3 protein-coding genes are annotated in these 23185 nt (G+C 44.6%); 2 read left to right on the forward strand and 1 reads right to left on the reverse strand.

Going from position 1 to position 23185, the window contains the following annotated elements; translation table 11 throughout:
- Positions 1-6749 precede the first annotated feature (6749 nt).
- On the forward strand, positions 6750-6893 hold the full coding sequence (locus M0N77_RS13130; RefSeq protein WP_353105687.1) for a hypothetical protein: 144 nt from the start codon (positions 6750-6752) through the stop codon (positions 6891-6893).
- Between the two features lie 12455 nt (positions 6894-19348).
- Positions 19349-19477 carry a hypothetical protein gene (locus tag M0N77_RS13135; RefSeq protein ID WP_353105688.1) on the forward strand — a complete coding sequence of 43 codons (129 nt, stop codon included), beginning with the start codon at positions 19349-19351 and terminating at the stop codon, positions 19475-19477.
- 1711 nt (positions 19478-21188) lie between these two features.
- Here M0N77_RS13135 and M0N77_RS13140 read toward each other — a convergent pair.
- A complete protein-coding gene (locus tag M0N77_RS13140) occupies positions 21189-21455 on the reverse strand; it encodes a hypothetical protein (protein WP_353105689.1) in 267 nt (88 codons plus the stop codon).
- Between the last annotated feature and the right edge of the window lie 1730 nt (positions 21456-23185).

Genomic DNA, 23185 nt, shown 5'->3' on the forward strand with positions numbered 1-23185 from the left:
GTTTGGTGGTGTGTTGTGTGGGTGTGGGTGGGGTGTGTTTGTGGTTGGGGGGTGGGGTGTGGTGGGGGTGTGGGGTGGTTGGGGTGGGGGTTTGGGGGTGGGGGTTTGTGTGGGGTTGTGGGGTGGGTTGTGGTTGGTGTTGTGGTGTGGGGTGTTGTGGTGGGGGGTGGGGGTGGTTGGGTGGGTGTGGTGGTGGGTTGGGGTGGGGTGGGTGGTGGGTGGTGTTGTTGGGTGGTTGGGGTTGGTGTTGTGGGGTGGTGTGGGGTTGTGGGGTGTTGTGGGGGTTTGGTTGTGGGGTGTGGTGGGGTTGTGGGTGTGGTTTGGTTTGTTGGGGGTTGGTTGTTGGTGGGTTGTTGTGGGTGTTGGGGGGTGTTGGTGGGTGGGGGTGGGTGTGTGGTGGGGTGGGTGGGTGGTGGGGTGTGTGGTTTGGTGGGGTTGTGGGGGTTGGTTGTGGGTTGGGGTGGTGTGGGGTGGGTGTGGGGGGTTGGGGGGTTTGGTTGGTGGGTTGTGGGGTGTTTGGTTTGTGTGTTGTTTGTGGGGGGTGTGTTGGTTGTTGGGGTGTGTGGTGGTGGTGTTGGGGGTGTTGGGGTTGTGGTGGGTTGGGTGGTTGTTGGGTTGGGTTGTTGTGGGTGTTTTTGGGGTTGGGTTGGTGTGTGGTGTGGGGGTGGGTTGTTGGGTTGGGGTTGTGGGTGGGTGGTGGGGGTGGGTATGTGGGTGGTGGGGGGGGGTTGTGGGTGGTTTGGGATGATGGTAGGAGTTGTAGGTGGGTGATGAGAGGTTGTTTTAGAGAGGGTATGTTTATTTGAGTTATTTAGTTAGTAGTTTGAGTTTAAGTGGTGGGATGGAGGATTATGGTATAATAGGGGGTAAGTTGTAATTTAAGGTAGGTGTTTGATGATGATAGAAAGATGTTAGAATTAGGTGTTAAGGGTATGAGGTATGGGAGTGTGGATAATGATTGGAGGGTTGTGGAGAGTGAGGGTTGGGGGGGGTGGGTTGTGTGGTTTGAATGTGGGTGTAAATGTTGTGGATGTTGTGTGTGGGTGGGTAGTTAGGTAGGTGTTAGGTGGTAGTTTGATGGTGGTTTTATGTAGGAGTTTTTTTAGGGGATTATTGTGTGTGGAGTAGGTTTAGTTGTTTGGGGTGGGTTGATGAATGTGGAATTAGGTTGAATTTTTGGTAGTAGATAGATGGAGGATGAATGGTGATTGTGAGAGGGTTGAGAGGGGTGAAGAGTATGTAGGTAGGTGTGTAAGAGAAGAGTAGGGAGGTGGTTGTGATGTTATTTATAGTGATAAGGTGGATGAAAAATGGATGTGTTTGTGTAGTGAGTTTGATAGAATTTTAAAATTTGTAAAGTTTTATATTTAATTTAAGAGAGTGGGTGGGTGAGAGGGGGGGTGTAGAGGTGTAAAGGTAAGGATGGGAGTGTTGTAGAATAGGGGATAATTTGTTAGAAGTAAAAGATGATAAAATAGTAAAGGTGTTTGGAGATTTGAGAGATTTTGGGTAAATAATAGGTTGAGATTGGTGGGTATATGGGATGAGAGTTTTTGATGATTAAGAATTATGGAGTGAAGGTTGAAGAATTGTGTGAGGGGTTGGTAGGGGGGTAGTTAGGGAGGGATTAGTAGGATGTGGTGTGTATGATTGGAGTTGTATAAGTGATGTATGGATTGGTGAGTTGAGTTAATGGTTGTAAGAAGGGTGAGGGGGGGGGATAGGAGGATTGAGGGATGGTGGGGTTGGGGTAATTTTTGTGATTGGGTATTGGATGAATGTTGAGGGGGAGTGGGTGGGTAGGGGTGGGGGGGAGGGAGAGGTAGTTATTGAGTTGAGTGTGTATTTGAGTGAAGTAGTAAGAGTTAGAAGTGTGTGGGAGTGTGATGGATGGGAGTTTGATGAGGGGGAAGAGGTGGGGGAATATGTGAGGTGGTGGGATAGATGGTTAGTTAGGTGGGGGGTTTGTGATGGGGTGGGGTGAGGTTGTTAGGAATGAAGGTTTTTAAGGTGGGAATGGGGAGGGAGAGAAGTAATTGAATAGGGTTAGGAGTAAGTGGTGGGTTTGGAGGAGGTAGTGTGGAATTAGAGTGGTGTGTAAGGAGTGGTGAGTTGTGAAGTGGGGAAAGGAAATTGTGTGGGTGGATGTAGAGATGAGTTAGGGTGATATTGTAATGGAGGGAGGGTGAGGTGAGTGTGGGAGAAATTGAGTAGTGTGAGGTTAGTGTAGTGGTGTGTTAGGATGAAATGTTGATGTGGTTGGGTGGGGAATTATAGGGGGGGATAGTGGGAGTAAATAGGTAAGTGGTAGGGTATTGATTATTAGAGAGTGGTAGGGTGGTTGAAGGGGGTGATGATGATTAGTTGTATGATGGTAAAGTAGTTTTTTGGGATGGTGATAGGTGTGGATGTTAAGTGTGGGTGGGGGGGGGGGTTGGTGGAAGTTGTGATAAGATGGGGGGTGTTATGGTTTTTTTTTGGATAAGGTGAAGTGGTGGTAGGAGGAAGGGGGGTAGTGGTGGTGTTTATAATGGTGGTGTGGGTGGTTGGAAGAAGTGTTTTATAGGTAGTTTGGTGGGGGGTGGGGGTGTGGTGGGAGTGGGTTGATGTTGTGGGTGTTTAGTTGGGTTTGTTGTTATTGGTGTTTGGGTTGTATGTGTGAGTGTTTGTTGGGTGATTTGGTGGGTGTTGGTGGTTGGTTTGGTTTGGGGTGTGGTGGTGGTGTATGTGGGTAGGTGGGTGTTGTGGGTTGTGTTTGGTGTTTGGGGTGTGTTGGGGGTGGTTTGGTGTTGGTTGTGGGTTGGGGGGGGTTGTGGGTTATGGTGGGTGGGGTTTGTTGGGTGGTGTGGGGGTGGTTGTGGGGGTGGGGGGGGTTTGGGTGGGGGTTGGGTGGGTGTGGTTGGGTGGGGTGGTTTGTTTGGGTGTTGTGGTTGGTGGTTTGGGTGTGGGGTGTGTGTTGGTTTGTGTGGGGTGTGGTTGTTGTTGTGGGTGTTGGGGTTTGGTGGGGGGTGGGGGGTTGTGTGGTGTTTTGGGTGGTGGTGTTTGGTGTGTTGGGGGTGGGTTGTGTGGGTGTTGGTGGTGGTGTGGGGGTGGTGTGTTTGTGTTTTGTGGTGGGGGGTGTTGGTGGGTGTGTTTGTGGGTGGGTTGGTTGTGGTGGTGTTTTGGTGGGGGTGGTTTGGTGGTTGTTGGTGTGTGGGGGTTGGGTGTTGTTTTGGGGGTTGTTGTGGGTTGGTGTGTTGAGGTTTGGTGGGTTGTGTGGGGTTTTGTGGTTGTGTGTTTTAGTGTGGTTTGGGGTGGGTGGTGGATGGGTGGGTTGTGTTTTGTGGTGGTATTTGGTTGGGTTTGTGTGGGGATGGTGTTGGTGGTTATTATGGGGTATGGGGTAGTTTATAGGAAGAGTTATTTTGGTTAGAGGTTGGGAGTGGATGTTGTTGGGTGTTATTTGGAGGGGGTAGGAGTGTTTATTGGTTTTGGGTTTGGGGTTTTTTGTGGTGGTTAAGGGTGTTGTGTGGTGGATTTATGAGATTTTGAAGTGGGATGGGTGGTAATTGAGGGTGGGGGATTGGGAGTTGATGGTTATTGATGGTTGTTTAGATGTGGGGGGTGGGGTAGTAAGTTGAGTTAGGTATAAAGTTGGGATGAGTGGGGTGGTTGGAGTGGGTTGGGGGATTTTTAGGGGGTAGGTGGGATATTAGATATGTAGTGTGAGTTTTGAGGGGGTGTGGTGATAATTTGATTTTGGTTGGTGTGAGTGATTAGGTGTGGGGATTAAGTGGGGTATGTTGGTGATTGGTGTGTTGTAGGGAAAAGTGGGTATGAGATTTTTTTAGAGTGTTAGTATGTTAAGTTGTGGAGTGGGGGTGGGTTGGGTGGTATTGTATAGGTGTTAATGGGTTTATGGGTATGGTGATGATGTGAGTGGGGGGTGGTAGGGGTAGAGTGTTTTGGTGTTGATAGGGGTTGTTGGTGAGGGGGGGTTTGTTGGATTGTAATTGAATGGTAGGGGGTTGAGTGGTTTTGTAGTTGTTTGTATTTGGTGTTGGGGTAGGGTGGTTAGGTGTGTGGTGTGTAGGGTGGTGGGAGGTTGATTGTAGTGATTTGTATGGGATTGGGGGGATATGTGTGGTTGGATTGGAATTTTTTTGAATATTTTGTGGTATGAGGTTTGGGGATTGGGTGGGAGGTTGGATTTTTATTTGGTGGGGGGAGTGAGAGTGGGGTTTAGGGTAGGGAAGGTTTTGGGATAATAGGTAGGGGTAGTGATTTGGGGTTGGGAGGTTTGGATAGTAGGTAAATTTTGTGTGTTGTGGTTGTTTGTTTGGGTGTGTGGTGGGGTTGGGAAGGGGGGTTATAGGTATTGTGGTGAAGAGGGGTAGGGATGTGGTGAGGTGTTTTATTTTTTTTGGGTTTAGTGTGATGAGATGGTGTTTTTGATTTTTTAGGTAGTGGGTTGTGAAGGGGGGGTGAGTGTAAGGTGTTTTAGTGAGTAAATAGAGGATTATTTGAAGGTGATAGATGGGGTATTTGATGGTAAGAGTTGGGAAATGATAAGGTTGATAGGGAGGAGGGTGGGAGAGTAAGTGATTAGGTGGAGTTGAGGGTAGAAATTTGAGGAGTTAGGAGGGATTTGGTAATGATGTGGGAAGGATTTGTTAATTGGGGGGGATGGGAGGTGAATGTAGGGGGGTTGGATTAATGGGGTGTTAAATGGTTTGTTTGAAGGAGGTGGGGTGAGAGGATGGGGTAGTGATGTAGGGAGTTTGGTGAGGAGTTGTTTGGAGGAGGAAATGGTATTTGAGAGTTTATTTGTTTGAGGGGGAGGTTAAAATAGGTGATTGGAGAAGTGGGGGTGAGGATGATTTATATGATGAGATAAGGGTAATAAGGTTGTTTGTGTGAAGATGTGGAGGTGGGGAGATAGTATGAATGTGATGGTATATTTAAGGAGTGTAGGGGGGGGTGGGTAGGTGGTAGAGGTAGATAGTGTGGGATGGGTAGGAGGTGATGAAGAGGGATGAGGAAATGGGAGAGTAAGGGTAAGAGATAAGGAGAGGTTGTATGAGTAGGATTTGAAGGAGGGGGGTTTGGGTTGTTGGTAGATGATGAGAGTAAGGTGTGGGGTGAGTTGGGTGGTGAATGAGAATGTGGATGGGTAGGAGAAGGGTATTAATGATGGTGGGGGGGTGGGAAGGTGTTGGAGGTGAGTAGAGGGTGGGAGTGGGGGGGGGAGGGGAGAGAGTGGGGTGGGTGGTAGGGTGTTGTTGTGAAAGGAAGAATAGGAGGGGGAGAGTTAAATTGGGAGGGTGAAGGTGAGTATGTGGGGGGGAGGGGAGTTTTGTGAGGGATGGGATGTTAGGAGAAGGGGGTGTGGGGGGGTGGTGGGTGTGGTGTTTGTGTGATTGAGTGGTTGAGTTGTGAGTGTGAGTGGGGGAGTGGGAGTGTTGTTTGGTTATTTTAGTGGGTGAGGGTTTGTTGGTTGGGGGTGTGGGAGGTTGAGGGGTTGGGATGTTGTTTGTGAGGTTTTTGTGGTTTGAGGGGTTTGTTAGTGTGGAGGGGGGGGTTATAGGTGGTTGTGGGGGTGGGTTTTTGGGGAGGGAATATGTGAGTTTAGGTGTGATAATTTGGTATATAGGTGGTTGATTGATGTTGGAGGAGGGGTGTGATTGAAAGAGTTTGAATGGTTAAGGGGGGATAGTGTTGTGGAGTGGTGATTTTGTAGAGAAGTGTTTGAGTGGAAGTGTAGTGGTGATTTGATTGGGGGTGAGTGTAAGGGGGGGGGTGTTGGGGAGGTGGTGTTTGTTTATTTGATTGGTTTATAGTTATAATTAGTTGTGGATTTGAGGAAGGGATTGTAAGGGGAGATTGGTGGGATGGGGTTGGGGTGTTGGAATAGGGGGGGAAGATGTGGTGTGAGTTTTTGTGAGATGTTATTTGTTGTTTTGGTTATTAGGAGGGAGAAATAGGTAAAGTTAGAGGATATGGTGTGATTTGAGTTTGTTTGGAGTGTAGGGGGATTGTAGGGTGTGTGGGAGGAGTAGGGTATTTGTGGAAGGAGGGAGGGAGGAAGGAGGATAGAATTGAGGTATTTTGGGTGAAATGTGAGGAGGTGAGGTGGTATAGGAAATGGAGTATTTGGAGGGTTATAGGATTAATGATGGTGGAGAGGGGAGGTGGGTTAGGGTGATTGTTGGGTGAGGTTGGTGGAGGAATTTTAGGAGGTAATGTTGATATTTGTATAGTAGGGGTGGTGAAGGTGAGAGATTGTTGTTAGTGATATTTTGTTTTTGGAAAGGTGAGGATTGTAAGGAATGTTAGTGGGTAGTTTGAATGTGAGAGTTGTGTGGAATAAATGGGAGATAGGGTTGGGGGGAAAGGAGATGATTAATAGGAGGTGATTTTGAAGAGTAGAGAAGAGTTGTGTAGTTTATGGGGGGTAATAATGAGATATTGAGAGATTTGTGAGAAGGATGTAATATATTTGAGAATGTTAGGAGGTGGTTTTGTATGAGAGGGTATAGATGATTGGAAGATGATGGATGTAAATATGTATTGAGAGATGTGGATAATTATAAGGGTTGTATGGGGTGAGATGATAGGTATTAGGGGGGGTGAGGGTGGTTGGAGTAAGAGAGTAAGTAGTAGTGTTTGAGGGGAGTAGTTGGATTGGGAATGTATGTTGAGTTGTTATTGGGGGGTGGAGTAGATGAGTTTTAAAGAGGGGGATTAATTGGTGGATAGAGGAGGATGATGTGGATATTATTGTAGGTGGAGATGATTTGGGGTTGTGGATGGGGTGGGGTGAGGGGGGGGGGGGGATTGGTGAATTTGGTAAGGATGAATGTGGTGGTATTTTAAGGTTTTTTAGAGAGTTGTTTGAATATGAGGTTTGGTAAGTATGAGTGAGGGTGTTGTTGGAATTGGTGATAAAGTAGAAGTGTTGATTAATAAGAGAGGTGGTATAGATGATTGAATGTTTTTGGAAGTTAGTAGTTGGAAGGGGGTTGATAAGGGGAGGTGGTTTAGGAAATTTGGTTTAAGGTGAGGATAGTGGGGTGGGATTGTTTGGGAGAAAGGATGGGTGTGAGTTGATTTATAAGGTAAGGTGGGTGAGTGATGTGTGAATTTTTGGTTAAAGGTGATAGGAGGGTAAGAATGAGTGGGGTAGAGTTGGGTAGGGGGATGATAGGGGTAAGAGTATGGGAGGTATTAGGTAGTAATGTGTTTGGTTGGTGTGGATGGGTTGGTTGATGTAGATGTGAGTAGAGATTGTTTGTTGGGGAGGGTGATGTGGGGGTGGTAGGTGTATGGATTTTAAGAGTGTTAGGAGTGGATGTAGGGTTGATAATATTGGAAAGGTTGAGGAGTTTTGTGGGTGGTGTGTGGGAATTGATTAAAAGGTAGTGTTTAGGGTGTTTTAGGGGTAAGTTGGGTGGAAGGTTTTGATGGGAGTGGTGTCGAAGTATAGAGAGGCGTTAGACGTGATTCTTGTTGATTATGTGGGGGGGGTGTGTGGTATATAAGTGGCTATTGTGTATGTAGTGGAGGAGTTTGATTGTTGGTGGGAATTGGTTGTGTTTGGGGATTGGTTGGGGGTGGGTTTGTAGTTGAGATATTGGGGTGATTTGTTGAGGTTTGGGAGAGGGTAAGGAAGGATGTGAAGGGTGTGAAGGAGGGGGAGTGGGTGATGTTGAATTTTAAAGAGGTGTATGTATAAAGGGTGGGTGTGTGTAGTGTGGTAGTGGATTTTGGGTTAAAGTGAGTTTGGTGTGGGAGAATGGGAGTAAGGAATAGGATGAGGTTATAAGGAGGTTAAATTGATAGGGGATAGGATTAAGTGTGGGATAAGGGGATTGGATATGAATGTATGAGTAATGGGGGGTGATGTGTGAGTGATTTGATTGAGTATAGAAGGGGTAGGTTGTGATTTGATAGGAGTATAAGGGTGGGTATGATAATGTGAGGTTTGTAAGGTGGTATGGGGTATGAGGGAATGTTTAAAGAGGTGTTTTTTGATGGAGAGGTATATGGGGTGAGAATAGGTGTGAAGATAGAGAGAGGGGGGGTAGGTGATAAGAATGAGATGTGGGTATGGAAGGGTAAAAGAGATGGGAGGTAGGGAGTGGTGTGGTGGTAGTGGAGGGGTAGGTGGGGATTGATAGATGGGTGGTAGTATGGGGTGTTGAGTTTTGATTTTTATAATATGATTTGATTGATTAAGGATTAAGGGAGAGAGAAAGTAGTGGAGGGTTGTGTAGGAGAGGTTGTAAGGAAGGTAGATTTTAGGGTTGTGTGGATTAGTAATTTTGGAGAGTGGTGTGTTGGTGGGATTAGGGATGGAAGATATTTAGGGTGAGAGTGAGTGATGGTGAATGGTAGTTATGAATTTTGGGAGAGGAGAAGTGTTTTGAGGAGGAAAGGGGGGGGGGAGTGAATGGGGGTGTGGTGATGTGAAGGTTGGGTGGTAGAGTAAAGGAGTGAGGGTTGTTAATGGTGAGTGGGGGGAGGTGATGAAGTGGGTGAAGAGAGTGTTGGGGGGTATATGGGGTGAGTGAGTGTAGATGAGGTGTGGAGGGGGTGAAGTAGTGGGTGGGTGATGGAATTATGGTTTGGAAGATATGGAGGTTGTAGTGTAGTGTGGTGGGGTATGAAGGTGGTATGGGTGGGTTGTGTTAGGATGGGGGTGGGGGGATGTGGGTGGTGGGGAGGAAGTAGGGTGATAGAAATTGAGAGGAGTGGGGGTGTGGATAAGGGGAGGATGATGATGGTTTGTGTTAGGTGGGAGTAAATGGAATGAATGTTTTGTAATGTAGGGGAAGAGGGATAGGTTTGGTTAGGGGTTTGGTTGGTTGATAGTTGAGAGTAGGTGTTTGGGGGGTATGAAGAGGGTGGATTGAGGATATGATTATTGTTTTGGGGGGTAATGTATTATATAGTGTTTAGTGGGGTATTTAGGTGAGGGTGGGAGTGGGTAGTGTTGGTTGAGTGTTGGGAGTTTAGGGGAGGTAAAGGGGTGGTGGGGGGTGTAGTGGGGGTTAGAAAGTGAGTTTTTAATGGGTTGGAGATTAAGGATTTTGTTATGATGGGTTATTAAGGGAGGAATTTAGAAGGGGATGTGAGTAGGGGGGGGTGGGTAGGAGGGGGGTGGGTGAAGTAGAAAATGGTGATTTTTTATTGGGTGAAAGATTAAAGGAGGGGGAGTTGAGATGAGGATGAGGGGGGAGGTATGGATGGTGGGGTGTTGAGAATGTGGTGTGGAATTTTGGGAGTTGGAGGGTGTGGGAGAGTGTGTTTTGAATGATGATGGTGAGTGGTTGTAGGGAAGAGTAAGGGGGGAGAGTAGAGGGTAGTGGGGGTATATTGGGGGATTAAGTAAGATGAAGAGTTGTTGAGGGTTTTTTTAGTTGAGTGAGGAGGGTTAAAGGGTTGTGGGGGATTGTGGGTGGAGATAGTAATTTAGGTATTTGTGTTTTTAGAGAAGAGTGGGTTAGGAGAAAGAGGGGGGGGTAGGGTGGAGATTATTGTAATTTGAGTGTGTGAGTGGTTGGTTGAGTGGTGAGTGGGTGTTAGTGTTTGTTGTTTTTTAAGTGATTTTTGTTAGGTGGTTATGATTTGAGGGTGTATTTGAATTTTTGTAGGGTTGTTGGAGTTTGTATAAGGGGGAGGTGTGAATATTGTTGGGTGGATGGGTGAGTGTGGAAAGATTTGAAGATAGTTTTTGTGAAGAGAATTGATTTTAATTAGTAGTATTGTAAGTGTAGTGTAGAAGGTGTTTGATTGTTTTTTTGATGTTGGGAGGGTAAGTATGATGTATGTAGTGGTGTTGGGTTGTTTGGAGTGTAAGGTTGATGAAGTGTGTGTGGGGAATGGTGGTATGGGATTTTTTATGAGGGGTTGGATGGGTGATAGAAGTATGGTAAGGTTTGGGAGTGATTGGGAGTGAATGTGGTGTGTTTTAGATTGATTGAGTTGTGTGGTATGTGAGTTGAGTTTGTTAATTTTTGGTGAGATGAGGGGGAGATTGTTGGGGAGGTGTGGGTAGGATTGTTAGTTGTTGAAGTGAGGGTGGAAAGGGATAGGGAGTGGAGGGGGGAAGGTTGTGTTATTAAGAGAGTTGGGAGTAAGGGGGATAGTATTTGTGGGTGGGGAGGTGAGTGGGGGATGGGAATGATAGGGTGGTAAGAGTTGGGTGTTTGGAAGGTGTGAGATTTGGATGTAGTGTTATAGTTAGAGTAGGGTGGGATTGGGGTGTTTTGGGGGGAAGGAAATTAATGTGGTGTGATTTGGAATTTTTGGGGGGTGGGAATGTAAGTGAATGGGGTAGGGATGTTTGGTGTTGTGGGGGAGGATAGTGGTATTGTTAGGGAAGATGATTAATGATTGTATTTTGAGGTGAGATGGTGGGAATGGTGAGAGTTGGTAGGGGGGTTTTGGTGGAGTTGGAGGGGGGTTTGTGAGGAGTGTGAGGGGGATGTTGGTTGTGATGTTTTTTAGGTAGTGGTTTGTGAAGGGGGGGGTGGGGGTGTTGGTAGGTGTGTGGGATAGGGGGGGGGGGAGTGTATGTGTTGAGGTATTGTTTTGAGGAGATTGTGGGATGGGGTATTTATGATAGAGTAATTGATGTAAGTGATTGGGTGGGAGGTTGTAAGAGTGAGAGGGGGGGATGTGAGTAGGGTTGTATTGGTTATGGGTGTGGAATTGATAAGGGGGGTAATGAGGGTAGGATGGTTAGGAGTTTTGTGAGTGTGTTAAATGAATGGGGGGGGGGTTGGATATTGATTAGAGGAAATTTGGAGTAGAGGTAGTGGGGGAGGAGGGGGGGGTAGGATAGGTTGTGAGGGGATTTTAGGATAGGGAGGAGGTGTGGTGGGTGGATATTGTTGTATGGAGAGTTGTGAAGATGGTTTGAAGATTAGAGTGTTGGGGGGTAGGGTGGTGAGTGGGGTGAGTGGTTTTTGTTGAGGAGGGAGATGAGGTAAGGAGGGTTTTAATTTGTTGGAAGGTTTAAGAGGAGAGATGATTGGGGTGTGAAGGTTTTGGATATTATGGATAATGAGAGTGAGATGATAGGGGTTTGGGGAGTTGGAGTGTAGGATAGATATGGTTTGTTAAGAGTTGATGGTGGGAGAGGTTGAGAGTGATGGGGGGGAGTGAAGAGATTGTGGTGTTGAGGATGATGAATGGGAGTTGTTGGTAATGAGGAGTTTTGTTGTTGGGTGTGAGATGATAGGTAAGGGGAGAGGGTGGAGTTGAGATTTAGAGGGGTGATGTGAGAGTAGGTGGGGGTATTGTTAGTTTATAAGGGGGGGGATTGAGAGTAGTTGTATGGTGAGTTTTGTGAAGAATGGATGGGGTTGGTTGGATGAGAGGATTGTTTATATTTGGTAAGGGTGGTTGTGAGGGGATGGTATAGGAGGGTTTTTGTAATTGTGGGGATGTAATTTTGTTTAGTGGAGGGGGGTTGGAGGGTAAGGGTAGTGAGATTTGGGTTGGATAGTGGGGAGAGGGTTTAGGTAAGGGTTAGGGAGGGAGTAGATGATATATGGGGTGGTGTTGGATGGGAGAGAATGAGGGTTGGGTATTTGTTGTGGAGGGTGGTGAGTGGTGGGGTGTTATAAGGGATTGAGGAGGGGTAGTTGGTTTGGTTTTATGTGGGGGTTATGGGAGGGGGTGAGTGTTGAGGTTGTTGGGAATTGTTTATGTGTGGATTTTTGTGTTATAGTGGTAGGGTGGTGGTGGTTATAGGGGAGGAGGTTTTGTTGAAGATATGTGGTGAGGGGGTTTGTGGTTGAGGTTGGTGTGGGGGTGTGGTTTTGTAGGAGGGGGTTGAAGGGGATAGTTATGTAGGTGGGAGGTGTAGGGTTTGGTAGGGGATTAGATGGGGATTGTGGTGAGGAGTGTTGGGGGTGTTTGGTGGGGGTGGAGAGGAGTGTGAGTTGTGTTATGTGATTGTGGTGGTTGTTTGGAGTGTGGTGTGGGATGTGGTTTGGTGATTTGAGTGGTGGTGGGGGGGAGGGTAAGTAGAGGAGTTGGTGGGTATTAGGATGTTTTTGATGAGGGTTTGTGGGGGTGTTTGGGGGGGTAGAGATTTGGGAGGTTGAGTAGTGTGATTTAGTGGGTGGGGGTAGAGGTTGGATGGATGTTGGAAGAGTATGGGAGGGATGTGGGAGGTGGTATGATGAGGTAGGTATGGTTTAAAGAGTTGAAGTGTTTTGAGTGTTGGAGTGTTTGTGGTGTGGTTGGGAGTTTGGGTTGTTGGGATTAGATGGTTTTTTTTATGAGTTGTGTGGGTATGGATGTGGGTTGTATTTTTAGGTGGATATTGAGAGGAAAGGGTAATGGAGATAAGATTGTTGTGGGTTTGGAGGTGTGGTTGTGATAAGGGATTGTAGAAGTTGGGGATTGGGGTGGATGTTGGATGAGGTGAGGGAAGTTTGGGGGGTTTGAGGTGGTGGGTGAGTTGGGGTGTTGGGTGGTGAGGGTAAGTGGAGTAAGGTAGTTGTGGTTTTGATGTGTTAAGTAGATAATGTTGTGTTAGATAGTTAATAAGATAATTGATAAGATTGTAAGGGTGGATTAGGGAGGATGAGAGATTGTAGATGTAGTTGTATAGATGGAGAGGGAGGTGTTGAGAGTTGTGAGTATAATGGTTGTTGGTAGATAGAGATAGTGTTGAGGGAAGGGGGAGGGGTTTGAGATGTATTAGATGTGGGAGTTGAGATTTGAAGGTTTAATATTAATATTTTTGTGAGATAAAGAGGGAGGTTGGTTGATAGTGAGTGTTGAGAAATTGGAAGGGGTTGTGGGTTAGAGGGAGGTGAGGAGGAGTGTTTTTGGAGGTTGATAGGATGATTGTGGGAGGTGGAGGGATGAGAGTAATGGAGAGATTGAGAGGATAATTTTAGGGGGAGAGTTTGGATAGTAGGATGGATGGTAGTAAGAGGATGATAAGAGAGTGAGAGTAGTGTTGTAAAGTAGATGGAAGGATTAATTGAGGTGTGTTGATTTGATTTGTTGGTGGGGTGAAATGGATTGAGAGGAGGTTGTTTGTTGTGGAGGTTGGGATGTAATGTGATGGTGAGTGTTGATAGGGTGAGATGTGAGAGGATTGAGATGAGTTAAGAAATGGGAAGATGAGGATATAGGTAAAGAGGGGGGGGATAGATTATGATTTGAGAGAATTGTAGAAGGAGGGTTGAGAGGGATTGGAGAGTTAGAAGATTTTGAATAGAGTGTGGGTTTTTTGAAGAAGAGAAGGATGGAGGTAAGATGAGTGTGGGGATTGTTAAGGGATTTTGGAGTAAGGAGTATGATATGAGGAGTGTAATTGTGTGGATGAGGTAGGGGTGGTTGTTGGGGGAGTGTTGGAGAGGGAGGGATGAGGTTTATAATAATTTATTGGTTTGTTTGTGTTTTTTATGAGGATGGGGGGATTTGGTGTGGGGAGAAGATTGGAATTGATGTTGTATGGGTTGTTGAGTAATTTGAAGATGTTTAGATGATAAAGGGTGGTTTGTTGGAATAGGTGGGTGGGGTGGAAGGAGAAAGGTGATGGTGATGGAATTGAGAGTGTTGGAGATTTTTATGAGATGGATATAGGGAAGATTGAGGGGATTGTGTAGTAAGTATGGGGTAGGAGGTGAGAGGGGGAGATGAGATTGTAATATTGGGAGTGTTTGGTGGGGGTTGGATGTTGGGGGGGGTGTTGGTGGGGTGGGTTGGTGGGGGAGGTTGGGGGGTGGTGGTGATTGAGTGGTTGTTGATTGGTAGGGTGTTGAGGTTGTTTTTTTAGAAAGAGTTTGATGTTATGGGAGGGGGGAGGGGGGTGGGTGGGGGGGGGGGGTGAGGTGAGAGAATGAAAGTAGTGAGGTGTGAATTAGGAGAGTAGTTTGGAGTGTGGGGAAGGGTAAGAGTGTTAAAGAGATAATTGAAAAATGGAATGGATGTGTGTGTAAAAGTGGGGATAGTTTAAGAGAGGATTGTGGTAGTGTGTTTGTTGGTTGTTGGTGGTGTGTTGGGGGGGTGTGGGGGGTGGGTTGATGTTTGGGTGTGGGGTTGGGTGTGTTGTGGGGGGTTGGGTGGGGTGGTGTGGGGGTGGTTGGGGTGGTGTTGGTGGGTGGTTTGGGTGTGGTGTGTGTGGTGTTGTTGTGTGGGTGGTGGGGTGTGGTGTTGGTTGTGTGTTGTGTGTGTTGGTGGTTGTTGGTTGGGGGTGGTGTTGGGTGGGTGGGTTGGGGTGTGTGGGTGGTTGGTGGGGGGGTGTGGGGTGTGTTGGGGGGGGTGGTGGGTGTTTGGGTGGGTTGGTGGGGTGTGGGTGTTGCGGGGGGTGGTGGGGTGGGGTGGGGGTGGGGTGGGTGGTGGGGGGGTGGTGGGGTGGTGGGTGGTGTTGGGGGGTGGTGTTGGTGGGGGTGGTGGGGTGTGGGTTGTGTGGTGGGTGGGGTTGGTGGGTGTGGGTTGTTAGGGTATAAGGGGATGGGGGGTTTGTTAGTGGGTGGTGGGTTGGTGGTGGGGGGGGATTTGATGGGTGTTTTTGTGTTGGTTAGGTGTGGTTTGTGGGGTTTTGAGGAGTAGTGGGGTGGGTGGTTGTGAGGTTTGAGTTGTGGGGTGGTGTTGTAGTGGGGGTGTGGAGGTGTAGTGGAGGGGTTATGGGAGTATTTGGTTGGGATTTTTTTTGTGAGTTAGGTTGAGGGTTGGAGATATATTTTTTGTGTGAGGGAGAGTGGAAGAGATAGTGGAGATTTGTGTTATAGGTATTGTAGTTTAAGTGTGGTAGTGTTAGGTTGTGAGTGGTATTTGGTTTGAGGTGTATTTAGGGGTTGGAGGGAGGGTGAGATGGAGGGGGGAGGGAAGGAGAGTAGGTAAAGTGGGGGGGGGATTGAAGTTGTAATGAGTGTTAGGTAATAGAGGGGAGGATGGTTGTTGAGTGGATGGTGGGTAGGTAGGTGATTTGTAGATGTAAGGTGGGGGAGGGTGAGGTGGGATAGATGTGGTTTAGATGATGATATGATGGTGGGATTGGTTTGAGTATTGAATGGTGTTTTGGGGATAAGAAGTAATTGTGGATAGGGGATGGGTGGAATGGATTGAAGTGATAAGGGTGAGGGATTGGATATTAAATAGTGGATTTGGAGGATAAGTGGTTGTGTATTGGGGTAGGGTGGTTGTATGGGTGGTGGGAAGTGTTTTGGAGTGGATAGTTGATAGGGAGGGGGGTGAGAGAGATTATTATTATTAGTGGTGTGTGTTTTGGTGTGTGTTATATAGAGAGGGTGATGATGTGTAAGGGTGAGGATATGTTTTATGAGGGTGTAATTGATTAAGGGGAGTGGTTTGATGGGAGTAGTGTATGAGGGGGGGGGAATAGTATTTGTTTGGTGATGGGATGAATGATTAGAATTGTTGAGGGGAGAGAGGAAGAATAAGGGGTAGTTGGGGGGTTGGAGATGGGAATAGTAGGGGGAGATGGGTGTAAGGTTGTTGAATGAGTGTTTGTAAATAGATTGGGAGGAGGGTGATGTTAGGTTTGTTGGAATGATAGGTGGTAGGATTTAATAGAGGGTTGAGGGTGTGTGGGGTGGTGAGGAATTTTATAGAGTTGGAGAGAATTGTAGAATTATAGATGAGTTTTATAAAGGATTAAGGGGAGTTTGGGAAGGGGATGTGTGGTGGGAGTGTTTGTGTGGGGATGAGTGGGAATGGGATGAGGGGTGATGGATATGTAGTTAGTGTGAGGGGGGGGGTTTAGGTTTGGTTAAGGGAATGTGGGGGGGGATGGTTGGGGGAGAATTGGGGATTTATAAAAGTGTTAGGTTGTGTTTTTGTGTGGGATGGATTAATGTGTAGGGATAGAGGATGATAGATTAGGTTGTAGGGTTTAGGTGAGGGATGTGAGGTTGAGTGAAGGGGTGTTAGTGGGGTTAAAAGGTGTAGATTGGTTAGTTGTTAAGTGGTGGGTTATTTAGGGTATTAGGGTTGTGGAGGTTGGTGGGGGTATGTTGATGTGGTGGGGGGGGGTTTGGTGGGTGGTTGGAGATATGGTAGGGGAGGTTGTAGTGGGTGATGAGAGGTTGTTTTTGAAGGGGTATGTTTTATTTAGTTATTTAGTTGAGTAGTTGGAGTGTTAGAATGGGTGATTGGAGGATTATGTATTAATAGGGGTAAGTTGTAAAATTTAAGGGTAGGTGTTTGAGGATGATAGAATAAGATAATTAGAATTGAGTGGTTTAAGGGTATGAGGTATGGGAGTGTGATAATGATTGTAGGTTGTTGGAGAGTAGGGGTGTTGGGGGGTGGGTTGTGTTGTGTTGAATGTGGGTTAAAGTTGTGATGTTTGTGTGGGTGGGTAGTTAGTAGGTGTGTAGTGGTAGTTTGATGGTGGTTTTATGTAGGAGTTTTTTTAGGGGGGATTATTTGTGTGTGAGTATTTTAGTTGTTTGGGGTGGGTTGAGTGAATGTGGATTAGGTTGAATTTTGGTGTAAGTAGATGGAGGATGAATGGTGATGTGAGAAGGGTAGGGGTAAGAGTATTGTAGGTTAGGTGTGTAAAGAAGAGTAGGAGGTTGTGGAGTGTTATGTTATAGTGATAAGGGTGAATAAGAGAATGGGATGTGTTTGTGGGTAGGATTGATAGAATTTTAAATTTGTAAAGTTTTATATTTAAATTTAGAGAAGTGGTGGGTAGAGGGGGGTGGTAGAGGTGTAAAGTAAGGGATGGGAGTGTTTGTAGAATAGGGATAGATTTGTTAGAAAGTAAAAAGATGATAAAATAGTAAAGGTGTTGGAGATTTGGGAGATTTGGGTAAATAAATAGGTTGAGAATTGGTGGGTATAGGGGATGAGATTTTTGAGTGATAATGATTATGAGTAGAGGTTGAAAATTTGTGAGGGTTGTAGGGGGGGATGTAGGTGAGTTGAGGATTGGTGTTGTGTATGAGTTAGTTGTATAAGATTGATGATATGGAGTTGGTGGAGTTGAATATGGTGAAGAAGGGTGAGTAGGGGGGATAGGAGGATTGAGATGGTGTGGTTGGGTAATTTTTGTGAAGGGTAATTGGAGAATGTTGGAGGGGGGAGTGGGTGGGTTAGGGGGGGGAGGAGAGTATTATTAGATTGAGTTTATTTGAGTGAAGTAGTAAGAGTTAAAGTTGTGTGAGTTATGGAGGGAGTTGATATGGGGGAAGAGTGGATATGTATGTGATAGATGTTAGTGTAGGTGGGGGTTTGTGATGTGGGGGGGTAGGTGTTTAGAATAAGGTTTTTAAGGTGGGAAGGGGAGGGAGAGAAGTAATTGAATAGGTTAGAGTAATGGTGTTTGAAGGTAGTTGGAATTAAGTGTTGTTAAGGTGGTGATGTTGAAGTGGGTGAAAGGAAAGTTGTGGTGGGTGGATTAGAAGATGGAGGTGATTATTGTAATGGAGGGAGGGTAGGTGAGTTTGGGAGAAATTGAGGTAGTGGTGAGAAAGTGTAGTGTGTGTTTAGATAAATGTTGATGTGGTTGGGTAAATTATAGGGGGGGGATATGGATAGAATAGGTAAGTGTAATTGATTGATTAGAAGTGTAGTGGTTGAAGGGGGTGATATATTGATTTATGATGGTAAAGTAGTTTTTTGGGAGTGGTGAAGAGTGTGGATGTTAATTGGATGTGGGGGGGGGGGGTTTGGGGAAGGTGGTATAAGAGTGGGTGTGTAGGTTTTTTTTTATAAGGTGAGAAGTGGTGTAGGAGGAAAGGGGAGTGTGGTATGGTGTTATAAATGTGGGTGGAGTGGTGTGGAAGAAGGTGTTTATAGGTAGTTTGTGGAGTGGGGGGTGGGGAGTGGTGTGGTGGGTGTGGGAGTAGTGGGGTTGTAGGTAGTTGGTTTGTTGGTTATGTGTTGTTTGGAGTTTAAGGAAGTTTGTTGTAAGGGTAATTTGGTTTTAGTATGTTGGTGTATGTATATGGGTTTTAGGTTAGTGGTTTTAGTGTGGTAGTGATAGAAGGGTTAGTGAGGATGGGTTTGGTATGTTTAGGAGGTAGTTGGGGGTGGATTGTAGTGGTTAGTGAGGTTGGGGGGGGTTGGTGGTAGTGGTAGGGTTATGGTTGTTGTTGTGAGTGTTGGTGAGTGGGGTGTAGAGTGTGGGTTGGTAGTTAGTTGGTTTTATGAGTTTTATGGTTTTGGTAGGATGTTGGTTTTGTTATTGTTTGTAAGGGTGTGTAGTTGGATTTTAAGGGTGTGTATTTTTGGAGTGTTTTAGAGGGTTTTGAGGGGGAGTTAGGGTTTAGATGGTTTGTAGTGGTTTTATTTTTGTTGTTTTGGGGTGTTGGTTGTAGGTTTGTGTAGTATTTTGAGGTGAGTTGTTGAGGGTGTGGTAGTGAGAGTGTTTTAAAGTTTATAGTAGGGTGTTTTTGGTGTGTTTGTTGTGGTTTTGTAATGGTGTTGTTTTTCATCTGAATGTTTATGTATATTTTTTAGTGTATATTGGTGGATATAGATGATTGGGTGTATTTTTTTATGAGTTTATGTTTTGATTTTGCATTATGTACGATGTGAAGGCGCTTATTGTTAAAGTGATAATGAAGTTAAATATTATGTTTGTCCATGCGGGTGATATTTTTTGAAGAGCACCTGTTTGTGGTAATTTTTTACAGTATTATCGGATAACAATTCTTTGTTAATTTGAGGGGAGATTGGTTGTATGGTTCTTTGAGGGGACAGTGTGCCTAATAATCTTCAAGTCCTACAAAGGATATATTTTTTGCGAACTTCAAAGTGAGAGCGGCCAGTATTTTATAATCAAAAGGCGGATGAGTATAGAAAGGCAAGTTACAAAGGTTTGTATAGCAGAAATTGGTAGGATCATGGTGTGAAGAGGATAGGAAATTAGAATGCACTCAATAATGACTTATGTTTTTCATTTGTTGTATGAACAATCTTGGTGTTTTCAAGCATGCTGAGCAACATCTTCAATTAATAAAGATCATCTGTGTTTTTTGACTAGCCTGAATCTAACTTACACCAGAATGCGGAGTGTTTGCGAATGGCGGTGAGAGCCTTGCCCAAAAAACGGTGTTTATACGTTATTGCACAACTCACGTACGATATTCTAAAAGCGGTTGTTGAGATAGCACTCAAGAGCAAAAGGTAATAGTTGAGGAGCTATCAACTTATTATTTGCAGACCGGGATGTACAGTATTAGCATTGGGATTGAGCAGACTTTACCTCTATTGGAGCAGGCTCGAAAATAACTGCTAGAGACTTCGAGAAAATAGATTTCGTGTTATTTACTTTGTGGACAGTATGAGACTTAGAATACAGGGAAACTGAGTTGATGCAGTGCGTTGGGGAGATGTTGTAAATTTTTCGGGATTAAAATGTATGACTGAAGCGGTTTTAAAAGGATTTTTATTTGGTGTTAAAGATTCAAATGGAAATGCCGATTTACTTTTATTAATCAGAATAAAATGCCTTAAGAAAAGTAAAAATTATAGAGTTGACGTTTTTTAACTGATGATATTATGTATGTATTATGGCTGAATCAAATAAATCAGTATGACATGCAAGTTTTTGCTACAGATTTAAGTGAATGTCCTAATAAAAGCCAGCTAAATAGTACAGCGAAAATTTGGGCAGAAGGTGATTGCTGAAATTCAAAATCACATATGGTATGGGTTTTCTATCGCTTTTTTAGATCGTTACTGCCAGTAAAAGATGGTCACCACGGTGAATTTGGACGATAAAATTGGATGGGGTATGTTTGCGTACTACTGACACCAAATAAGAATAGAGGTAGTAAGAAATATATTGGATCAGGATATTGTAAGTGCCTGTTTGAACACTGAATATAGTGAGCCGCTTTTACTTTCATTTTCTGTATAGAATTACAAAAATAAAGTGAAAATATATCACTCATTTTAAATTTTTCTAATATTATAGGAATTTGTTATTGTCCGGTTTTTATGCTACTATCGTATGAAAACGATCTAGCCCAGCTTCGTTAAACTAAGCATTAGCTCTCTTTTTACAATAAGTCATTATCCATTATGGCCCATCAACGTGATCAGCTTTCTGTCTTTGATCGTCTGACGGAGGCTAGCTTATTGCATAATACGGACCCCAAATCGTCTAACTTTTCTGCAAAGTACCATGGCATAGTCCTAGGCAATATAAACAATTGGCATTTGCTTATACCATACATCGGGGGGAAGGCACCATTTTTATAACCCTTGGTAAATAATGTCGCGCTTAGTGTATCGTCTGCATTTGAGCTATCAGGACTTTCTAAATAGCGGCTAATAAAGCTGCTGGCCCATGACAAATTACTAAGACAAATATATTGTCGTGACCACACGTAGCACTCGCCGTTTTATCTTTCAGGCAAACCCACATCGCACCGTGAAACCCCGGGGAATAAGATAGCCGCATATTCGTTATTGGCCGCACTATCACCTATCTATAGCGAACCTAAGCTGAGATCACTTTGGTGATTTACGTAGGACTCGTTCACACAATAGATTGCCTTGACGTCTTTATCACCTCTTGCTTCGCCCATTGCTCGAACTTACCGCTCACCTGTCGGCGTAAAGTAAATGGCTTACTTCAAATCTGGCTTTTGTGAATATGTAATAAATGGCACAATCATCTCTACCGGTTGATTAACGTATCGAATTATTAACCTTCGCCTAGTCCATGACTGCTGCTTCGTTCAGACCATCATGATTTTTTTATGCCTTTATTAAGGCGTATCGTACTCGTATTGTCGTAGTTGGTTTTGCTTGGCGCGCTAATTTTAGTGAGACTTTGATGGAATATATATCCCTGCCTCCATGCTGTGGATCTAAGCCCAAGGGTCTTTAGCATTATCTACAAGAATTTTGGCTTTTGCCTAAAAGATCTTGCTTTTCATAACGTCCTCCTTTTTGATAGGTGTTTTTATTATTTAATATTAAAATTGATCAATCGATTATCTATACTATACCGATTGGCTATTGCTGAGAATAAAGTAACAAAACAGAGGGAGCGTTCAATACGCGTGAGTTTTTTATATTTCCGTAACTTTGTTTTCAATTATATTATCTGAAAAATATTAAAGCGGTAAAAAGCTAGATTCGTTTTTTTTAACACGTATTAGAGATGCGTAGGTTAAAAATTTTGCTGTCCACATAGCCTTAAGGCTAGAGCACCAAAGTCACTCGTATTAATCAATCATGAACTGCTTTTATATCAAGCCTCTAAAGTCCAGTAGACCTTTTGGCACTATAATATTGGCATTATCAAAATACTCGCTTAGTAAAGCGATGCCGAAGACGATTAGCAAGCAAGTAGAGCGATACAATTGTTTTTTGATAATGGGGGCGTTGGATATATTAACAAAACAGCAAGTAAACACTAATACTAAACGCAGATATGCAAAGCGTCCTGCAAGACCGGTTGTCTCATTGTTCTTTTTGAAAGTGAAAGTTACAACCCACTTTCTTTTCAGCATAGAGAAAGCTTAAAATACTCATAACAAATACAGAAAAAGGGTAAGCAACGCGGTCGCCCAATACCCACCTAGCGCTTCAACATATTTTCAAATCGAAATAAAGTCGAATACGTTTGTCAATTCGTTTATATGTCGTGCTAACTGGACAAATTTCCGTCTTGCTGTTCGCTTCGCAAAATTCCAAGCCTTGGACTAAATTTTATCCCAGTAGCGCTTAGCGAAATTACACTCCCATTCTACAAAGTTCTTTTACAGCTGCAAGCAGCAGTAATGGGCTCTTTTCTGGGTAGGAACGGGGTACAAATAAGTTTCTTTAATGTTGCTTTGCGCAAAAAAAACGGCTGACCATAACACAAAATACTCATCGAACTTGGGATGTTCCTTAGGCGCGCAATTAAAAACATATTTCACAAATATTAAAAATCGACTTATCTTCAATACCTGTCCATAACGGATGTACTAATTCCATACGCTAATATATTCCAGCCCATGTTGCGGCACTTAAATTTCGTTGGGCGCCTTGCTCATCAATCACCGATCAATAGCCTCTACTCTGCGTCATGATAGCTAAACATTGTGTACCTCCATTCTCACAAAGCGCTCAAATAGCCCTGCATACCGACAACAAAATCGCAATAACTAGGCTTATTAGAAGATAGCACGCGTACGAGTCATCATTCCCGGCATCATTCATACCCCAGACATACAACGCGCATAGCACCAAACAACGTGGAAGACGAGTTTTATCGCAGCATCGACAAACTTTTGGATCGTTAGTAATGGCTCCCATCGCTACCCGACTATCGAGAAAGCTTTGCTGACGGAATGCAAGTTGCCCTACCATAAATCTAATAGAGTATTTTGGTAGTTCAGAACTCATCTAAAACGCCTCTTGTCACCGGCTAGGTATTCATCGCGCGTCACACACATTCACAAGCCATACGTATGGCGCGACAAAGGCTTTGAAAGGTTGATTCGATTTATGATGGCTGTTTTTGCCTTTTAGATTATCCACAATGACGTCATCCATGAGTGATTTGAACAAAACCAGTAAAGACGCGCTAAATAAATCCACACGAACGTTCCGTAAATGCGAGCGAGGTAAAAGGAATGTCCATACATGCAGCCCTGGACGCCTTTAAGGTCAACCACCGCGCAGTGACGACCAACAGTGGGCGCATAAAAATGGTCCGTATCGACAATCCTTTTTATCAACCGGAGGCTTGATGAAAGGCGGCCCAAAGTACTAACCGGTTCTTCAACGCTAATGGTATCGTGTCAATAAAGGGTTCGCCCGTGCATTTGAATATCTAGAGTCAAACTCCGTGGACGCTTGATTTTGGATCGATCATATGATACAAAATTGTACGACTGTATCGACTTCCGGACCGTCAAGCGTGTGACGCGGCAATTGACATTGGTCCAGCGGTGTTACGCTCGAACGTCGTACGACACTGACGACCATAATATTTATATCAGGGTTTCATTTTTGAATCATACTCATATGATACTCTACTCTCGAATAAATAAAGTGTCTGTATCTAGTTTGGATTATCTGATATCATAGCAAAACGCGCTATAACGGCTATGGCAGACGTTTAGCACGCACATATTCTGCCTTATTCTGCGAAAATAGTGAATTAAAGTAATTTCCAATCATCCCCTACTATTACACTTTATTATTCTTGGACCATCTTATGCCTTTTAGAAGCCAATAGCTATTAATGACT

The sequence above is a fragment of the Psychrobacter sp. AH5 genome (assembly GCF_040371085.1).
Lineage (GTDB): Bacteria > Pseudomonadota > Gammaproteobacteria > Pseudomonadales > Moraxellaceae > Psychrobacter.